Annotated in this window: 17 protein-coding genes; 9 read left to right on the forward strand and 8 right to left on the reverse strand. The window is 61.8% G+C overall.

Annotation, left to right across the window (positions count from 1 at the left end; all coding sequences use genetic code 11):
* The first annotated feature begins 151 nt into the window (after window positions 1-151).
* On the forward strand, window positions 152-1,018 hold the full coding sequence (gene hexR / locus NAV32_RS04615; protein WP_256051622.1) for a transcriptional regulator HexR: 867 nt from the start codon (window positions 152-154) through the stop codon (window positions 1,016-1,018).
* Window positions 1,019-1,113: 95 nt separating this feature from the next.
* Entirely contained in the window at window positions 1,114-1,308 is a 195-nt protein-coding gene (locus NAV32_RS04620) for a PA3496 family putative envelope integrity protein (protein WP_256051623.1), read from the forward strand.
* Here NAV32_RS04620 and NAV32_RS04625 read toward each other — a convergent pair.
* Entirely contained in the window at window positions 1,265-2,224 is a 960-nt protein-coding gene (locus tag NAV32_RS04625) for a LysR family transcriptional regulator (RefSeq protein ID WP_272890146.1), read from the reverse strand. The genes NAV32_RS04620 and NAV32_RS04625 overlap by 44 nt on opposite strands.
* 227 nt (window positions 2,225-2,451) lie before the next feature.
* Here NAV32_RS04625 and NAV32_RS04630 point away from each other — a divergent pair, with 227 nt between their 5' ends.
* From NAV32_RS04630 to NAV32_RS04640, 3 genes are all read left to right on the forward strand, one after another.
* Window positions 2,452-3,867, forward strand: coding sequence for an acetyl-CoA carboxylase biotin carboxylase subunit (locus NAV32_RS04630; RefSeq protein WP_256051625.1), 1,416 nt, complete (start codon window positions 2,452-2,454; stop codon window positions 3,865-3,867).
* An 11-nt stretch (window positions 3,868-3,878) separates the two neighbouring features.
* A complete protein-coding gene (gene oadA / locus NAV32_RS04635; RefSeq protein WP_256051626.1) occupies window positions 3,879-5,687 on the forward strand; it encodes a sodium-extruding oxaloacetate decarboxylase subunit alpha in 1,809 nt (602 codons plus the stop codon).
* Between the two features lie 245 nt (window positions 5,688-5,932).
* Window positions 5,933-6,628, forward strand: coding sequence for a carbonic anhydrase (locus NAV32_RS04640; protein ID WP_256051729.1), 696 nt, complete (start codon window positions 5,933-5,935; stop codon window positions 6,626-6,628).
* Window positions 6,629-6,673: 45 nt separating this feature from the next.
* Here NAV32_RS04640 and NAV32_RS04645 read toward each other — a convergent pair whose 3' ends face one another.
* Together NAV32_RS04645 and NAV32_RS04650 are read right to left on the reverse strand one after the other, a co-directional pair.
* The gene (locus tag NAV32_RS04645; RefSeq protein WP_256051627.1) at window positions 6,674-7,126 is read right to left on the reverse strand and encodes a thioesterase domain-containing protein; all 453 of its coding nucleotides are present in this window, start codon (window positions 7,124-7,126) and stop codon (window positions 6,674-6,676) included.
* Window positions 7,127-7,291: 165 nt separating this feature from the next.
* Window positions 7,292-7,696, reverse strand: coding sequence for a YkgJ family cysteine cluster protein (locus NAV32_RS04650; RefSeq protein ID WP_256051628.1), 405 nt, complete (start codon window positions 7,694-7,696; stop codon window positions 7,292-7,294).
* Window positions 7,697-7,912: 216 nt separating this feature from the next.
* On the opposite strand from NAV32_RS04650, the gene NAV32_RS04655 reads away from it, so the two are divergent.
* From NAV32_RS04655 to NAV32_RS04665, 3 genes are all read left to right on the forward strand, one after another.
* Window positions 7,913-10,369 (forward strand): glycogen/starch/alpha-glucan phosphorylase, encoded by a 2,457-nt coding sequence (locus NAV32_RS04655; protein WP_256051629.1) that lies wholly within the window; start codon window positions 7,913-7,915, stop codon window positions 10,367-10,369.
* Window positions 10,370-10,507: 138 nt separating this feature from the next.
* Window positions 10,508-11,518, forward strand: a complete 1,011-nt coding sequence (locus NAV32_RS04660) for a class 1 fructose-bisphosphatase (protein ID WP_256051630.1) — start codon at window positions 10,508-10,510, stop codon at window positions 11,516-11,518.
* A 3-nt stretch (window positions 11,519-11,521) separates the two neighbouring features.
* On the forward strand, window positions 11,522-12,124 hold the full coding sequence (locus NAV32_RS04665; RefSeq protein WP_256051631.1) for a DUF924 family protein: 603 nt from the start codon (window positions 11,522-11,524) through the stop codon (window positions 12,122-12,124).
* A gap of 34 nt (window positions 12,125-12,158) precedes the next feature.
* Here the strand turns inward: NAV32_RS04665 and phnN are convergent, their stop codons facing one another.
* Window positions 12,159-12,701 carry a phosphonate metabolism protein/1,5-bisphosphokinase (PRPP-forming) PhnN gene (gene phnN, locus NAV32_RS04670; protein ID WP_256051632.1) on the reverse strand — a complete coding sequence of 181 codons (543 nt, stop codon included), beginning with the start codon at window positions 12,699-12,701 and terminating at the stop codon, window positions 12,159-12,161.
* 72 nt (window positions 12,702-12,773) lie between these two features.
* Here phnN and NAV32_RS04675 point away from each other — a divergent pair, with 72 nt between their 5' ends.
* On the forward strand, window positions 12,774-13,211 hold the full coding sequence (locus NAV32_RS04675) for a VTT domain-containing protein (protein WP_256051633.1): 438 nt from the start codon (window positions 12,774-12,776) through the stop codon (window positions 13,209-13,211).
* Between the two features lie 25 nt (window positions 13,212-13,236).
* Here the strand turns inward: NAV32_RS04675 and NAV32_RS04680 are convergent, their stop codons facing one another.
* The 4 genes from NAV32_RS04680 to NAV32_RS04695 form a co-directional block, all read right to left on the reverse strand.
* Window positions 13,237-13,443 (reverse strand): hypothetical protein, encoded by a 207-nt coding sequence (locus NAV32_RS04680; protein WP_256051634.1) that lies wholly within the window; start codon window positions 13,441-13,443, stop codon window positions 13,237-13,239.
* 220 nt (window positions 13,444-13,663) lie between these two features.
* Window positions 13,664-13,984, reverse strand: a complete 321-nt coding sequence (locus tag NAV32_RS04685; protein WP_256051635.1) for a hypothetical protein — start codon at window positions 13,982-13,984, stop codon at window positions 13,664-13,666.
* A gap of 84 nt (window positions 13,985-14,068) precedes the next feature.
* Window positions 14,069-15,316 carry a VWA domain-containing protein gene (locus tag NAV32_RS04690; protein ID WP_256051636.1) on the reverse strand — a complete coding sequence of 416 codons (1,248 nt, stop codon included), beginning with the start codon at window positions 15,314-15,316 and terminating at the stop codon, window positions 14,069-14,071.
* A gap of 61 nt (window positions 15,317-15,377) precedes the next feature.
* Entirely contained in the window at window positions 15,378-15,872 is a 495-nt protein-coding gene (locus tag NAV32_RS04695) for a hypothetical protein (protein WP_256051637.1), read from the reverse strand.
* Window positions 15,873-15,876 lie beyond the last annotated feature (4 nt).

A 15,876-nucleotide genomic window follows, 5' to 3' on the forward strand; every position in this document is an offset into this window, starting at 1 on the left:
AGGTGAGATCGGTTTTCGACAGCCCGATGTGGGCGATGTTGCAGCTCTTGTAGTATAACTACAAGCCCACTACACAATCTGACGGGCTGGGTCATGGCGCAGCGTTGCGCGCATGGCGCTCGTCAGGTACAGAGCATAGCGAGCCTACCCCGTGAACCTGCTGCAACACATCGCCCAATCGAGAAGTCTGCTGCGTAAGTCGGAATTGAAGGTGGCAGACCATGTGCTGCTCGACCCGGCATCGGTGATGCACAGTTCCATGGCTGATCTGGCCCATGTGGTCGGTGTTAGCGAGCCGACCATCGTGCGTTTCTGTCGTGCCATCGGCTGCCTGGGCTTCCAGGACCTCAAGCTGAAGCTGGCGCAGAGCCTGGCCGCCGGCGCGAGCTTCGGCCAGTTCGCCATCAGCGAGAACGACTCGACCAGCGACATCAGTCAGAAGATTTTCGACACCACGCTGCACACCCTGATGGAGGTGCGCGAGCATCTCGATCCCGTTGCACTGGAAAAGGCCATCTCTGCCATGGCCAAGGCCGAGCGTGTGGAGTTCTACGGCTTCGGCGCCTCCGGCGCAGTGGCCACTGACGCCCAGCACAAGTTCTTCCGCCTGCTGCTCAGCGCCGCCGCCTATTCGGACCCGCACATGCAGGCGATGTCCGCGGTGACGCTCAAGCCCACTGACGTGGCGATCTGCATTTCCCAGTCGGGGCGCTCCAAGGATCTGCTGATCACCGCCAACGTGGTGCGTGAAAGCGGCGCGACGCTGGTCACCCTGTGCCCGAGCCAGACGCCGCTGGCCGAACTGGCCACCGTTAACCTCGCCATCGACGTGCAGGAAGACACCGAGATCTATACCCCGCTGACCTCGCGTATCGCCCATCTGGTCGTGATCGACGTGCTGGCCATGGGTGTCGCCATGGCGCGCGGCCCGGATCTGGTCAACCACCTGAAAAGCGTCAAGCGCAGCCTGCGCAGCCTGCGTCTGTCGCCCAAGTCGCTGAAGCATCAGGACGATTGACGCCGGGCGTCACCGGTTTGTCATCGGACTGACTTCATGGCGTCACTCACGGCTTCGATGCTGATCTCTCCAACCCTGTTTCGGGAGAACAGCACATGTCCCAGTACCGCGAAGCCTATGTCAACCTCGAAGCCCGCGCTCGCCGCAAGCAGCAGGACGAGCGGCGCATGTATTTCCGTCGCGCCATCGAAAACCATGCCGAGCAGCTTCGGTTGCAGGCGCAGCTAATGGAGTTTCCCGATCTGCTCAGTGGCGACCGTCGCGTAGCGGCGTGCCGGCAAAGCGTGTAGCCAGCGCACTGATCTGGGCGCGCTCTTCACGGATGAAGGCGAAGAACGCCTGGGCTACCGGGCTCAGGCGTTTGCCGCGCGGGTGCACCACGCACCAGCTGCGATACAGCGGTAACTCTGCTATCGGTAGCTCGCGCAGCAGTCCGCAGGCCAGCTCCAGATGCACGGCGTGGCGCGGCAGCAGTGCCACGCCAAGACCCGCCACCACACCTTCGCGCAGCGCATCCAGCGAGGCCACCTGAATGGTCTGGGCGAAATGCGCACGCTTTTGCCGCAGGTAATCTTCGCTGGCCTTGCGCGTACCGGAACCGGGCTCGCGAACCAGCAGCGGGTAGGGTGTCAGGTCTTGCAGCGAGAGTTCGGCGGCATGGCACAGTGGGTGCTCGGGCGGCGCCACGGCGATGATCGGGTTGTCGAGAAAGGGCAGGAATTCCAGGTCCATGTCAGTCGGCACCTGGGACATGATCAGCAGATCGTCGCGACTCACCGACAGGCGCTTGACCGCCTGGGCGTGGTTGACCACCAGCAGTTGCAGGCTGACTTCCGGATGCTGGCGCCTGAAGGCTGCGAACAGGTGTGGTGTGATGTACTTGGCGCTCGACTCCACCGCCAGGTTCAGCTGCCCCTGCAATGAGCCGTGCAGATCGGACAGCTGCATGTCGAGGCTGTCCAGGCGACCGAATATATCGGTGCTGGCGCGCTGCAGCGCTTCGGCGGCGTCGGTGAGGTAGAGCTTCTTGCCCAGGTATTCAAACAGCGGTTGACCGACCAGCTCTTCCAGCTGACGAATCTGCAGGCTCACGGCCGGCTGGGTCAGTGCCATTTCCTCTGCAGCACGACTGTAGGAGTGGCTCTCGCAGACTGCACGGAACACCTGTAGCTGGCGCAGCGTAATGCGCATCAGCGATCTTCGCATCGTTTTCGCTGCCTTTTTGCGTGGTTTTTCGGTCGTGTCGTCTACCTGGAAGCCAGGCTGGCTGCCTATTCTGGCACAGCTATAAGTATTTACTTATCCCCAATCAAACAATTATTCATTTTCGGTAATCCCCCTCGCAGGCGTAGGGTGAAAAACGCTCGCTCGACAAGGCGAGCGACTATCGGCCCGTCGCTTGGGTCGTCCGTTCATCGATCCGAGGGAAGACAGTGATCAAGAAGCTGCTGATCGCAAACCGCGGTGAAATTGCCGTTCGCATCGTGCGGGCCTGCGCCGAAATGGGTGTTCGTTCGGTGGCGGTATTTTCCGAGGCCGACCGTCATGCGCTGCACGTCAAGCGTGCCGACGAGGCTTATTTCATCGGCGAAGATCCGCTGGCCGGGTATCTGAATCCGCGCAAACTGGTCAACCTGGCGGTGGAAACCAACTGTGATGCCTTGCATCCCGGCTACGGGTTTCTGTCCGAGAACCCTGAGCTGGCGGAAATCTGCGCCGAGCGCGGAATCAGATTCGTCGGCCCGAGTGCGGAAGTCATTCGTCGCATGGGCGACAAGACCGAGGCCCGACGCAGCATGATCAAGGCGGGCGTGCCGGTCACACCCGGCACCGAAGGCAATGTCGTCGATATGGACGAGGCCCTGCGCGAGGCCGAGCGTCTCGGCTACCCGGTGATGCTCAAGGCTACTTCCGGCGGCGGCGGGCGCGGCATTCGTCGCTGCAATACCGTCGAGGAGCTGCAGCATGCCTGGCCGCGGGTGATTTCAGAAGCGACCAAGGCCTTTGGCTCGGCGGATGTCTTTCTGGAGAAATGCATCGTCGAGCCCAAGCACATCGAGGCGCAGGTGCTGGCCGACAGTTTCGGCAACACCGTGCACCTGTTCGAGCGCGACTGCTCGATCCAGCGACGCAACCAGAAGCTCATCGAGATCGCCCCCAGCCCGCAACTGACCCCCGAACAGCGCGCCTACATCGGTGACCTGGCGGTGCGTGCGGCCAAGGCCGTGGGTTACGAGAATGCCGGCACCGTGGAATTCCTGCTCGCCGATGGCGAGGTGTATTTCATGGAGATGAACACCCGCGTGCAGGTGGAACACACCATCACCGAGGAAATCACCGGCATCGACATTGTTCGCGAGCAGATCCGCATCGCCTCGGGCCTGCCGCTCTCGGTCAAGCAGGAAGATATCCAGTACCGTGGTTTCGCCCTGCAGTTCCGCATCAATGCCGAGGAGCCGCGCAACAACTTCCTGCCCTGCTTCGGCAAGATCACCCGCTACTACGCGCCCGGTGGCCCCGGCGTGCGTACCGATACGGCGATCTACACCGGCTACACCATTCCGCCGTACTACGACTCCATGTGCCTGAAGCTGATCGTCTGGGCGCTGACCTGGGAAGAAGCGCTGGCTCGCGGCTCGCGGGCGCTGGACGACATGCGCGTGCAGGGCGTGAAGACCACCGCCACCTACTACCAGCAGATCCTCGCCAACCCGGATTTCCGCAGCGGCAAATTCAACACCAGCTTCGTCGACAACCACCCCGAGCTGCTGAACTACTCGATCAAGCGCAAGCCGGGCGAACTGGCCCTGGCCATTGCCGCGGCTATCGCCGCCCACGCCGGCCTGTGAGGAACCGAACCATGACCAAGAAGATCACCGTTACCGACACCATCCTGCGCGACGCCCATCAGTCCCTGCTGGCTACCCGCATGCGCACCGAGGACATGCTGCCAATCTGCGACAAGCTCGACCGTGTCGGCTACTGGTCGCTTGAGATCTGGGGCGGCGCTACCTTCGATGCCTGCGTGCGCTTTCTCAAGGAAGATCCCTGGGAGCGCCTGCGCCAGCTTAAGGCGGCGCTGCCCAACACTCGTCTGCAAATGCTTCTGCGCGGGCAGAACCTGCTGGGCTATCGGCATTACGCTGATGACGTGGTCGAGGCCTTCTGCGCCAAGGCGGCCGACAACGGCATCGACGTGTTCCGCATCTTCGATGCGATGAACGATGTGCGGAATCTGGAAACCGCGACCCGTGCGGTAAAGAAGACCGGCAAACACGCTCAGGGCACCATCGCGTACACCACCAGCCCGGTGCACACCGTCGAGTTGTTCGTCGAACAGGGTCGGGCGATGCGCGACATGGGCGTCGATTCCATCGCCATCAAGGACATGGCCGGCCTGCTCACGCCGTTCGCCACCGGCGAGCTGGTGCGCGCGTTGAAGGCCGAGATCGACCTGCCGGTGTTCATCCACTCCCACGACACGGCCGGTGTCGCCAGCATGTGTCAGTTGAAAGCCATCGAAAGCGGCGCCGACCATATCGACACCGCCATTTCCTCCATGGCCTGGGGCACCAGTCATCCCGGCACCGAATCCATGGTCGCCGCGTTGCGTGGCACGCCCTATGACACCGGCCTCGATCTGGAACTGCTGCAGGAGATCGGCCTGTACTTCTACGCGGTGCGCAAGAAGTACCACCAGTTCGAAAGCGAGTTCACCGGCGTCGATACCCGTGTGCAGGTCAATCAGGTACCGGGCGGGATGATTTCCAACCTGGCCAACCAGTTGAAGGAGCAGGGCGCGCTCAACCGCATGGATGAAGTGCTGGCCGAGATTCCGCGCGTGCGCAAGGACCTCGGCTATCCGCCGCTGGTAACCCCGACCTCGCAAATCGTTGGCACCCAGGCGTTCTTCAACGTGCTCGCCGGTGAGCGCTACAAGACCATCACCAACGAGGTGAAGCTCTATCTTCAGGGCGGCTACGGCAAGGCGCCGGGCACCATCGACGCCAAGCTGCAGCGCCAGGCCATCGGCGGCGAGGAGCTCATCGAGGTGCGCCCAGCCGACCTGATCAAGCCTGAGCTGGACAAGCTGCGGCGAGAGGTCGGTGCGCTGGCCAAAACCGAAGAAGACGTGCTGACCTATGCCATGTTCCCCGACATTGGCCGCAAATTCCTCGAGGAGCGCGAAGCCGGCACGCTGGTGCCTGAGGTGCTGCTGCCGATTCCGGATGGCACCACGGCGACTGCCGCAGGCGGGCAGGGCGTGCCGACCGAGTTCGTCATCGATGTGCACGGCGAGACCTATCGTGTCGACATCACCGGCGTCGGCGTCAAGGGCGAAGGCAAGCGGCATTTCTTCCTTTCCATCGATGGTATGCCGGAGGAAGTGGTGTTCGAGCCGCTGAACAACTTCGTCGGTGGTGGCGGCGGCAGCCAGCGCAAACAGGCCAATGGTCCGGGCGACGTCAGCACCAGCATGCCGGGCAATGTCGTCGATGTGCTGGTCAGTGAAGGGGATGTGGTCAAGGCCGGGCAACCGGTGCTGATCAGCGAGGCGATGAAGATGGAAACCGAGATCCAGGCGCCAGTTGCCGGCACGGTCAAGGCCGTTCACGTGGCCAAGGGTGACCGAGTGACGCCCGGCGACCTGCTGATCGAGATCGTCTGAGTCAGTGCCGTGACAGGCGGGAAAACGGGCCTTTCCCGCCTGTCGCAGCCGGATACAAAACCAGGCCTGGAGGATGCTGAAAACGCTTTACTGCCCTGTGCCCGGGAATAATTCTATAGCTCCCGTCCGGCGCGACGGTGATGCAGCCGGTGGCCGCGCAGGAACCTCTGCAACCTCTTGAACACCGCACCCGTGACGAAAACAAGCCCGCGACTGCGGGCAATCAACCAGAAGAGATCTTGAACATGTGCCTCGAAGACGTGCCGAACGAAACCGCGCAGGAAGCGCTCGACAACCTCGTCGCAGGTGTCATGCGCTTTCGCGAGGATGTCTATCCGCAGCAACGCGAGCTGTTTGACAAACTGGCCAACGAACAGACGCCGCGGGCGATGTTCATCACCTGCGCAGATTCGCGCATCCTGCCGGAGCTGATCACCCAGAGTTCGCCGGGCGACCTGTTCGTGACCCGCAACGTGGGCAATATCGTGCCGCCCTATGGGCAGATGAACGGTGGTGTCTCGACGGCCATCGAGTTCGCCGTGATGGCGCTGGGAGTCAAGCACATCATTGTCTGCGGGCATTCCGATTGCGGCGCGATGAAAGCGGTGCTCAATCCGTCCAGTCTGGATCGCATGCCCACGGTCAGGAGCTGGCTGCGGCATGCCGAAGTGGCCCGTACCGTGGTGGAGGAGAACTGCGGGTGTGCCGACGACAGCACGCTGCGCATTCTCACCGAGGAAAACGTGCTGGCGCAGCTCGAACACCTGCGTACTCACCCGTCGGTGGCGGCGCGCCTGGCCAGTGGGCAGCTGTTCATTCACGGCTGGCTCTACAACATCGGCACCAGTGAGATCCGTGCTTATGATGCGGCCAAGGGCGAGTTCCGTCTGATCGGCGACGGCCCGCTGCCGATGGCTACGCCCAAGTCGCGTTACGTCTGAATCGGGAGATGCTGAGGTTTCGCAATGAAGCCTCAGTCGGCGAGGTTACTTGTGCAGTACAAACTGCCCGGTAAAGCGCACGGCGTCGCGGCCATCGGCAGTCAGGATGCGGCTGTGCAGGGTCAGACGCGAGCGGCCACGGCGGCGGTAGATGGTTTCGAAGCGTTCCCAGGCACTGTCCTCGGGAGCTGAGCAAATCGCCGTGGCATCGTCGACCACCGGCAGCGGGTAGTCGATCTGGCCCTCGTGAATCACGATATGGCCATCTTCGATGCCTGCCTCGCGCAGGCGCAGATGCAGCCAGCCCCAGCCAGCCAGCACGGAGGCGCAGTAAAGGCTGCCGCCGAACATGCTGCTCTTGTGATTGATGTTCGCTTGCAGCGGTACCTTCACACGCAATTCATGATTCTCCCACTGCTCGACTTGCAGCCCCAGCGCGCGCGTCAAGGGGATGTCGTGGTGCAGAAGGTCTTCCAGATAACGGCTGTCGCGACTCATGCCGGGAGGGTTCCTAAACGTTGCGGATACAGGCAGACGCAAAGCATGACTGCTGAGTCACGATATTGCCAGTGTCCGTGGCCTATTGGTGAACCTTCTCGAGACCGGCTTTCTGAGGCGGAATACAACGTGGCTGGTCGAGTGCCTTGACTCGCAAACATCCTCTCAGCGTGCAGCGGTTTTCTGCTGATAGGCGCAATAACCGGGCCTGGGGCCGATTTTCGGATGATTGCGGCAGGTGTCCGGGCGCTTCGCGTAGACCGTGCACAGCCGTGATTGCCGGTCGAGATAGAGGCAGTCACCGTTGGCCAGGCGGGTCAGGGTGAAGATGCCGTGCTTCTGGTTGAAATGCTCGACGATACCGGCCTTGCTCAGCCGCCTGGCGACGGTTCTGGGCGGTTCGTCGCGCTCGAAGGCATCGACCACTTCCAGACGGATCAGGTCATCAATGCGCACCTCCACCGGCAACGTGCAGCAGGTGGCGCGACAGTCGCGGCAAAGACCGTTGCTGTAGCGCGCCCAGGTTTCCAGGCGGTCGGGGTCGGCGGAAGCGATCAATCGGGTCTTCACAGGCGCAATTCGGTAATGAGGGCGCGCGATGATAACGGCGTCGAGTGGAATTTCCAGTGAATCCGACGAGTCGAAGCCCGACAGGAGGGGTGCTTCTATAAACGCAGCGATGGCAACGCAGCTGGTTTTTAGAAGTGTCCAGAAGGTCGCCCGGAGCCGGGTTGGACCTGCAAATCCCTCCACATCGCCATTCGCGTAGCGCTACGAGGCCCGTCCATGACACCAGAACAGTCCGCCCCCCTTGCCGATGAAGTGGAAGCCTTCCGCACCATCATTCTCGCCAAGCTGACCTACTCCATTGGCAAGGACCCCGAGCATGCTTCCGATCACGACTGGTTCGAGGCGGTAGCGCTGGCCACCCGTGACCGCATGATCGACCAATGGATGGACCGTACCCGCGAGGCCTATCGACAGGGCAAGAAGCGCGTTTACTACCTCTCCCTGGAGTTTCTTATCGGTCGGCTACTCATTGATAGCCTGAGCAACCTCGGCCTGCTGGAAACCGCGCGGCTGGCGCTGGCCGGGATTGATGTCGATTTCGAGCGTATTCGCCTGACCGAGCCGGATGCGGCACTGGGGAATGGGGGCCTGGGGCGGCTGGCCGCCTGCTTCATGGAAAGCATGGCGACGCTGGGCATTGCCGCTCATGGTTACGGGATTCGTTATGACCATGGCCTGTTTCGCCAGGCCATCGTCGACGGCTGGCAGCACGAGCAGACCGAGACCTGGCTGACTTTCGGCAATCCCTGGGAGTTCGAGCGGCCTGAGGTCAGCTACCTGATCGGCTTCGGTGGCAGCGTCATGGCCTTGCCCGCCGAAGCACCCGGCAAGGAGCCCAAGCATTTCTGGCACTGGGCCGAGGGTGTGCGCGCCATCGCTTACGACACGCCCATTGTTGGCTGGCGTGGTGCCAGTGTGAATACCCTGAGGTTATGGCGAGCCCGCGCCGAAGCGGATTTCCATCTGGAACGCTTCAATGCCGGCGACCATGTCGGTGCGGTATCAGAAGGCGCACGTGCCGAAAGTATTTCGCGGGTGCTTTATCCCGCCGACAGCACTGAAGCGGGTCTGGAGCTGCGGCTGCGCCAGGAATACTTCTTTGTTGCGGCATCGCTGCAGGATCTACTGCGTCGGCATCTGGATCAGCGAGGCACCCTGCTGAACCTGCCGGAATTCGCTGCCATCCAGCTCAATGACACCCATCCGGCCATCGCCGTGGCAGAGCTTATGCGGCTGCTGGTGGATGTGCACGATATTGCCTGGGACAAGGCCTGGGAGCTGACAGTCGCGACCCTGTCCTACACCAACCACACGCTATTGCCCGAGGCTCTGGAAACCTGGCCGGTAGGTCTGATGGAGCGGTTGCTGCCGCGTCATATGCAGATCATTTACCTGATCAACGCGCACCACCTGGACAGCTTGCGCGCGCGTGATATTCACGATGCCGAACTGCTGCGCTCGGTGTCGCTGATCGAGGAAAGCAACGGGCGCCGGGTGCGCATGGGCAACCTGGCGTTTCTCGGGTCGCACTGCGTAAACGGGGTTTCGGCACTGCATACCGGGCTGATGCGTGAGACGGTCTTTACCGATCTGCATTCGCTGTATCCGCAACGCATCAGCAACAAGACCAACGGCATTACCTTTCGCCGCTGGCTGTATCAGTCCAACCCCCAGCTGACGAGCCTGTTGGTCGAACACCTGGGTGATGGCCTGCTCGATGCCCCGCAAACCCTGTTGCTCAAGCTGGAGCCCTTCGTTGAACAGGCGGATTTCCGCGCACGCTTCGCTGCGCAGCGATTGGCCAACAAGCAGCTTTTGGCGCGTGTTGTTCAGGAAAGTACAGGTATTTGCATCGATCCAGGTGCGCTGTTCGATGTGCACGTGAAACGCATCCACGAATACAAGCGACAGTTGCTCAACCTGCTGCATACCGTGGCGCTGTATCAGGCGATTCGGTCCGATCCAGGCGGTGCCTGGGTACCACGGGTGAAGATTTTCGCCGGCAAGGCGGCGGCCAGTTATCACACCGCCAAGATGATCATCAAACTGACCAACGACATCGCCCGCACCATCAACGACGACCCGACAGTGCGCGGCCTGCTCAAGGTGGTATTCCTGCCCAACTACAACGTCAGCCTGGCCGAACGCATCATTCCGGCAGCCGACCTTTCCGAGCAGATATCCACCGCCGGCCTGGAGGCCTCAGGCACCAGCAACATGAAATTCGCGCTCAACGGCGCGCTGACCATCGGCACCCTGGATGGCGCCAATGTGGAAATGAGCGAGCAGATCGGTCTGGAGCACATGTTCATCTTCGGCATGACAGCGCAAGAGGTGGAGGCGCGCAAGCAGGCGGGCGAATACAGCGCCGAAGCGACCATTTTCAGCTCACCTCGTCTCAGCGAGGTACTGCTGGCCATTCGCGATGGAGCCTTTTCGGCGGATGATCCGGGCCGCTACACGGCCTTGATCGACGGCCTCAAATGGCACGACACCTTCATGGTCTGCGCTGATTTCGAGGCCTACTGGCAGGCGCAGCTGGACGTGGAAGCACGCTGGCGCGATCCCGATAGCTGGTGGCGCTCCGCCGTGCTGAATACCGCACGTACCGGCTGGTTCTCTTCGGACCGGACCATCCGCGAATACGCCGAGGAGATCTGGAAGGTCATGTAGGTCGGGTCACGCTCCACCGACCCCACGAGCGGCCATTACCGTTTCGCTGAACTCCTGCAGACCATGGTCGGTCTGAGGAGATTAGTAGCCCCGTGCCCTGCTAAACTGCGCGGGTTTTTTCTCTCCCGGAGTCATTCCATGTCACGCGTAACCCTGAGCCGCTACCTGATCGAGCAGACTCGCAGCAACAACACCCCGGCGGATCTGCGCTTCCTTATCGAGGTGGTGGCACGCGCGTGCAAGGAGATCAGCCATCAGGTTTCCAAGGGCGCGCTGGGCGGTGTGCTCGGCAGTGCCGACAGCGAGAACGTGCAGGGCGAGGTCCAGAAGAAGCTGGACGTGCTGTCCAACGAGATCCTGCTGGAAGCCAACGAGTGGGGCGGCCACCTGGCCGGCATGGCTTCCGAAGAGATGGACAACGCCTATCAGATTCCCGGCAAGTACCCCAAGGGCGCGTACCTGCTGGTATTCGATCCGCTGGACGGCTCCTCCAACATCGACGTGAACGTTTCGGTCGGCACCATCTTCTCGGTGCTGCGCTGCCCGGGCGAATGCTTCAGCCAGAATGATGCGCTCGGCGAAGAGGCCTTTCTGCAGCCGGGCACCAAGCAGGTCGCGGCCGGTTATGCCATCTATGGTCCGCAGACCATGCTGATGCTGACCCTCGGCAATGGCGTCATGGGTTTTACCCTGGATCGCGAGCTGGGTAGCTTCGTGCTCACCCACGACAACATCCGGGTGCCGCACAGCACCGCCGAGTTCGCCATCAACATGTCCAACCAGCGTCACTGGGACGAGCCGGTCAAGCGCTACGTCAGCGAACTGCTGGCCGGCGAGGAAGGTCCGCTGGGCAAGAACTACAACATGCGCTGGATCGCCTCGATGGTGGCCGATGTGCATCGCATCCTGACCCGTGGTGGTCTGTTCATGTACCCCTGGGACGACCGTGAACCGGAAAAACCCGGCAAGCTTCGCCTGATGTACGAGGCCAACCCCATGTCCTTCATCATCGAGCAGGCGGGTGGCGCCGCTACCGATGGCAAACAGCGCATTCTGGATATCAAACCGACCTCACTGCACCAGCGCGTGCCGGTGTTCCTCGGCTCGCCGGAAGAAGTCGAGCGCGTCACCGGTTATCACAAGGGCTAAATGATGCCCGCGCCCTGGCAGGACTTGCTGGACTGGTGGTTTGGCCAGGGCTGCACGGCGCAACAGATCGTCAGCGACAAGCAGCAGCTGTGGTTCGGCTACAAACCTGAACAGGACCGCGAGGCCCGTGAGCGTTTCGGCGATTTGTGCGATCAGGCGTGCGCTGGCGGCCTGCTGGAATGGTCCCGCGTGGAGCAGGGCTGGCTGGCGCTTGTCCTGCTGCTCGACCAGTTACCTCGCATGATTCATCGCGGCACGCCACGGGCATTTGCCGGCGACGAGCGTGCCCGGCAGCTGGTCAGCGACGGTATGCTGCAGGGCCGCGACAGGTTGCTCGCGCCCATTGAGCGGACCTTCATCTACCTGGTGCTGGAGCACGCCGAGAACCTTTCGGATCAGGAACTGGCAGTGGCCCGGTTCACTGCACTGTGCGATATGGCTATGCCAGATGAGCGACCTGCCTTCGCGGGTTTTCTCGACTTCGCCCGGCGTCATCGCGACGTGATTGCCCGTTTTGGCCGTTTCCCCCACCGCAATGCAATGCTTGGCCGCGTATCAAGTGAAGCCGAGCAAGGCTATCTCGACCGACCGGGTTCGGGATTCTAAAAAACCGCGCGCTGCGCTTGAAACCTCAAGGCGCTCAGGCGTGCTTGAGGATGCGCAGCAGCTCTTGCACCGTCAGCTCGATGTCACCGGAGTTGTCCAGCAGCTGCAAGTTGTCCGGGGATTCCATGAAGCGTGCATTGCGCGCCAGGCGCTGCTCGATCTGTTCGAGGGTTTCACGCTGGCGAGCCAGCAGGCGCTGGCGCAGTACCTCGGGGCTGACGCTGAGCAGAATTGCGAGGAGATCGGGATAGCGCTGGCGCGCGCGGGGCAGGTATCCGCGCGAGCCATTGACCAGTACATCGTTGCCGTCGGCCAGCCACTGATCGATCTGCACGGGAATTCCATAGGCCAGGCCATTGGCCCGCCAGCTCATGGCAAAGGCGCCACTGGCTTCGAGTCGTTTGAATTCGTCTTCGCTTACCGCCTCCGCATCCTCGCCCACGGCCTCTGCCGAGCGCGTGATGACTCGCCGTGCAATGCGCACGCCGCCCTCTGTCAGGCGTTCGCGTGCCGCATCCATTAGGCTGTCCTTGCCCGAACCCGAAGGGCCCATGAGATAGATCAACCTGCCGTTCATTCAAATCCTCTGCTAGGGTCTGTTCCCGCTTCGTACGCTACCGCACTGCTGCCAACAATCCGGTGAAACCCCGTGCTCGACCTTTCCGCCTATCTGGGCCTGTTCCTGGCCGCCTTCGCTGCCGCTACGCTGCTGCCGGCACAGTCCGAAGCGGTACTGGTCGGGCTGTTGCTCAGCGGAAACTTCCCGACCGCCACGCTGCTGGCGGTGGCCACGTTGGGCAATGTGCTGGGTTCGCTCGTCAACTGGCTGCTCGGGCGCTACGTCGAGCGCCTGCGCCACAAGCGCTGGTTTCCGGCCAGCCCGCAGCAGCTGGAAAAAGCCCAGCGAAGCTACCACCGCTACGGTCGCTGGTCACTGTTGCTGAGCTGGGTACCCATCATCGGCGACCCGCTGACCCTGGTCGCCGGCATGCTGCGCGAACCGCTGTGGAGCTTCCTGCTGCTGGTGACCCTGGCCAAGGGTGCACGCTATCTGGTGCTGGCGGCGGTGACGCTGGGGATGTTCTGAGTGTGCAGGCCTGAAGGGAGCAAGGTCAGGCGAAGGCGGCGTCTTCCTCTTCCGGGACCACGTCGGTGACGAATACGCGGGCATGTTCGCTCACCTCGTCCTCCATACGCAGGCCGAAATAGAGGGTGTCGTTGGCGTCCCAGAACGCCTCGAGCTGTGACAGTGGAGCGTCGTCGAGCAGCACCTGGCCGGTGTGTTCGAGAATGACGGAATAACGTTTTTCAGCAGGCATAGGAAAGTCGCTCTGGCATAGAAAGGGCCGTTTGCAGGTGTGATGGCATTTTGTCACTTTGCCGAGGCTGCTCTTTTGCCGTTCATCGCCGCACGGCAGATGGCCGCTGAGTGGTCATCTGCCGGTCACTGCGTCAGCTGCAACCGTGCTTAACGGTGAAGAATGACGCTGGTGCTGAGCAGTGCTGTCGCTTTTGCTCGTTATTGCGCCTCACGCTTTTTCAAGCCGTTTCAAGCTGAGGAATCTGCATGCCGATTTTGGCGGACGCAAAGTTCATGTCGCCACTGGCAATCGACTGTGCCTTGAACCCGGCACCGATCAGGTCCCTGATGTAGAGCTTGTTGTAGATAAACGCGAAAACAATGTTGCTGAAGCCGAGCGTAATGAAGGCTATGACTAGCTGGATCAGCGCGTATTTCCAGTCGCCACGAAACATTGCAGGGAAAAAACCAAAAAAGAAGGTTGTCCATGAAAACCCAACCGGTGCTTCTTTCATCGCGCCAGTATTGGGATTCTTGAAAATAATCGAGGTGTAAGCCATTGCGTTGCTCCTTGCGCCCTTTTTGATGGGTTCGACTGTCTGGGCGGACAGGCGACACGGTAAAAATAATTGTTCTGTCAGGGGTTACGGGCAGCTTGGATCGGTCGAAACCTCTTCGCTGGCTTCACGCAGCATGCTCGACACTTCGGCTGCATTGCGTGCGGTATACACGCGGCCTCCAGTATTTTCGGCGATGCAGTTGGAGAGTTCGCTGTCGCTGATGTTGACCACATTGACACGCAGGCGCGGCTGCTGGCGGGCGATGCTGCGTGACACGGCGCAGGCGTTGCGTTCGCAGCCGTCTTCACCGTCAACGAACATCACCACCAGCGCATCATGCAGGCGGCCATCGACCTGGCTGGCGGCGAGCTCCAGGCTGCTGGCCAGTGGCGTGCCGTCGTTGGCGCCGAGCTGTTGTACGCTGCGTTTCAGCTGATCTCTCTGACTCTGCCCGAACAGACCCCGGTCGATCTGGTTGTAGCAGCCGTCGAAGGTGATCAGGCGGGTGTTGATGTCGGGGTGCAGGGTGTCGAGCATGCCGCCGAACGCCTGCTTGGCCACCGTCAGCCGGGTGGGTTCGCTGAGCATGCGCGCCCGGCGCGGGTTGTTCTCCGGCAGGTGGACACCGGTGCTGTGGAACCACTGGTCGTCTGCGGGCGAGACGTCGATATTGAGGTTCATCGACCCGGAGGTATCCAGCACCACAGCAAAATCCGGAGGCCGCACATTTCCCGGTTGGCAGGCATGGCTGATCATTGGCGTGGGGTTGATCAGGTGCAGCAGGTAGCCCCGCCAGAACCAGAGCAGCCAGAGCAACACAAGCAATAGCAAAGGCAGCAGCAGCCACCACAGCGGAAGGCGCAGCCACCAGCGTTTGCGTGGTACTGGCGTCGGTTGCGGCGGTATTGAAGCTGGCGGTATCGCGGACGCAGGCGGGGGTGGCGGCAAGCCCCAGCGCACCACCAGTGGTTCATCGTTGAGGCTGTAGAGGTTGGCCAGGTCCGGCGCACCGATCAGGCTGCGCAGGCGGGTGGCGGTATCGTCCTGGCCGCGACTTTGCAGCTCGTTGGCCAGGTGGCCGATGGCGTGCTGGCGCTGCTGGTACTTCTCCAGCAGCCGGCGCTGCTGATCGGCGTTCAGTTCGGCATAGGGGTGCGGCTGTCCTGCAAGTTCGGACCACCATTGCAGTTTCCCGTCCTCACCGGTCCGGGGCACGGCGTACAGGCTGGCGACGCTGGGCGGGAAATGCCGACGTATCAGCTCGACCTTGGCATCGAGTGCCGATAGCGCCTGTTGGGGATAAGTTGCCGACTCGCGTGTCACCCGCTGCATGAAGCGAATTCCTGAAAAATGAAGGCCGTCGGCAAGGACGGCCTCTGGGGGAGTGGGCTGGTTACTCGTAGCCCAGGCTCAATTGCAGACGGCTGACCTTCTGCTGCAGCGCCTTGAGTTCCTGCTGACGCGCGGCGATCTCGGCAGCACTGCCACCGCTGGCGGGGCTGCGCTGGAGGTCCTGTTCCAGCGTGGCGATCTGCTGTTGCACCTGGTCCTTGTTGGCGTGCCGGCTCTTGAGCTGGCTCAGGAGGCTGTTCAACGACTGCTGCAGGCTGGCCTGCCGCTGGCGCTGGGCGTCCAGGCTCTGGCGAGTGGCCTGCTGTTGTGCGCTGATCTCCTCGTATACCCGGTGGAACAGTTCGTTTTCCGCCCGGGCATCCAGCAGCTCCTGCTCACGCTGGCGAATCTGCGCGCTGTAACCGCCGGAGTGGTCGCATTGCATCTTGGCGATCAGGCTCGCGTCATTGTTGGCGGAGTTGCAGTTGGCCGGTGCGGTGGCGCAACCGGCCAGCGTCAGCGCCGCGAGGGCGCCAAACAACAGTCGAAAGATCATGTGC

Origin of the sequence: Stutzerimonas stutzeri (genome assembly GCF_024448695.1) — a bacterium.
In the GTDB taxonomy this organism is placed as follows: domain Bacteria; phylum Pseudomonadota; class Gammaproteobacteria; order Pseudomonadales; family Pseudomonadaceae; genus Stutzerimonas; species Stutzerimonas stutzeri_T.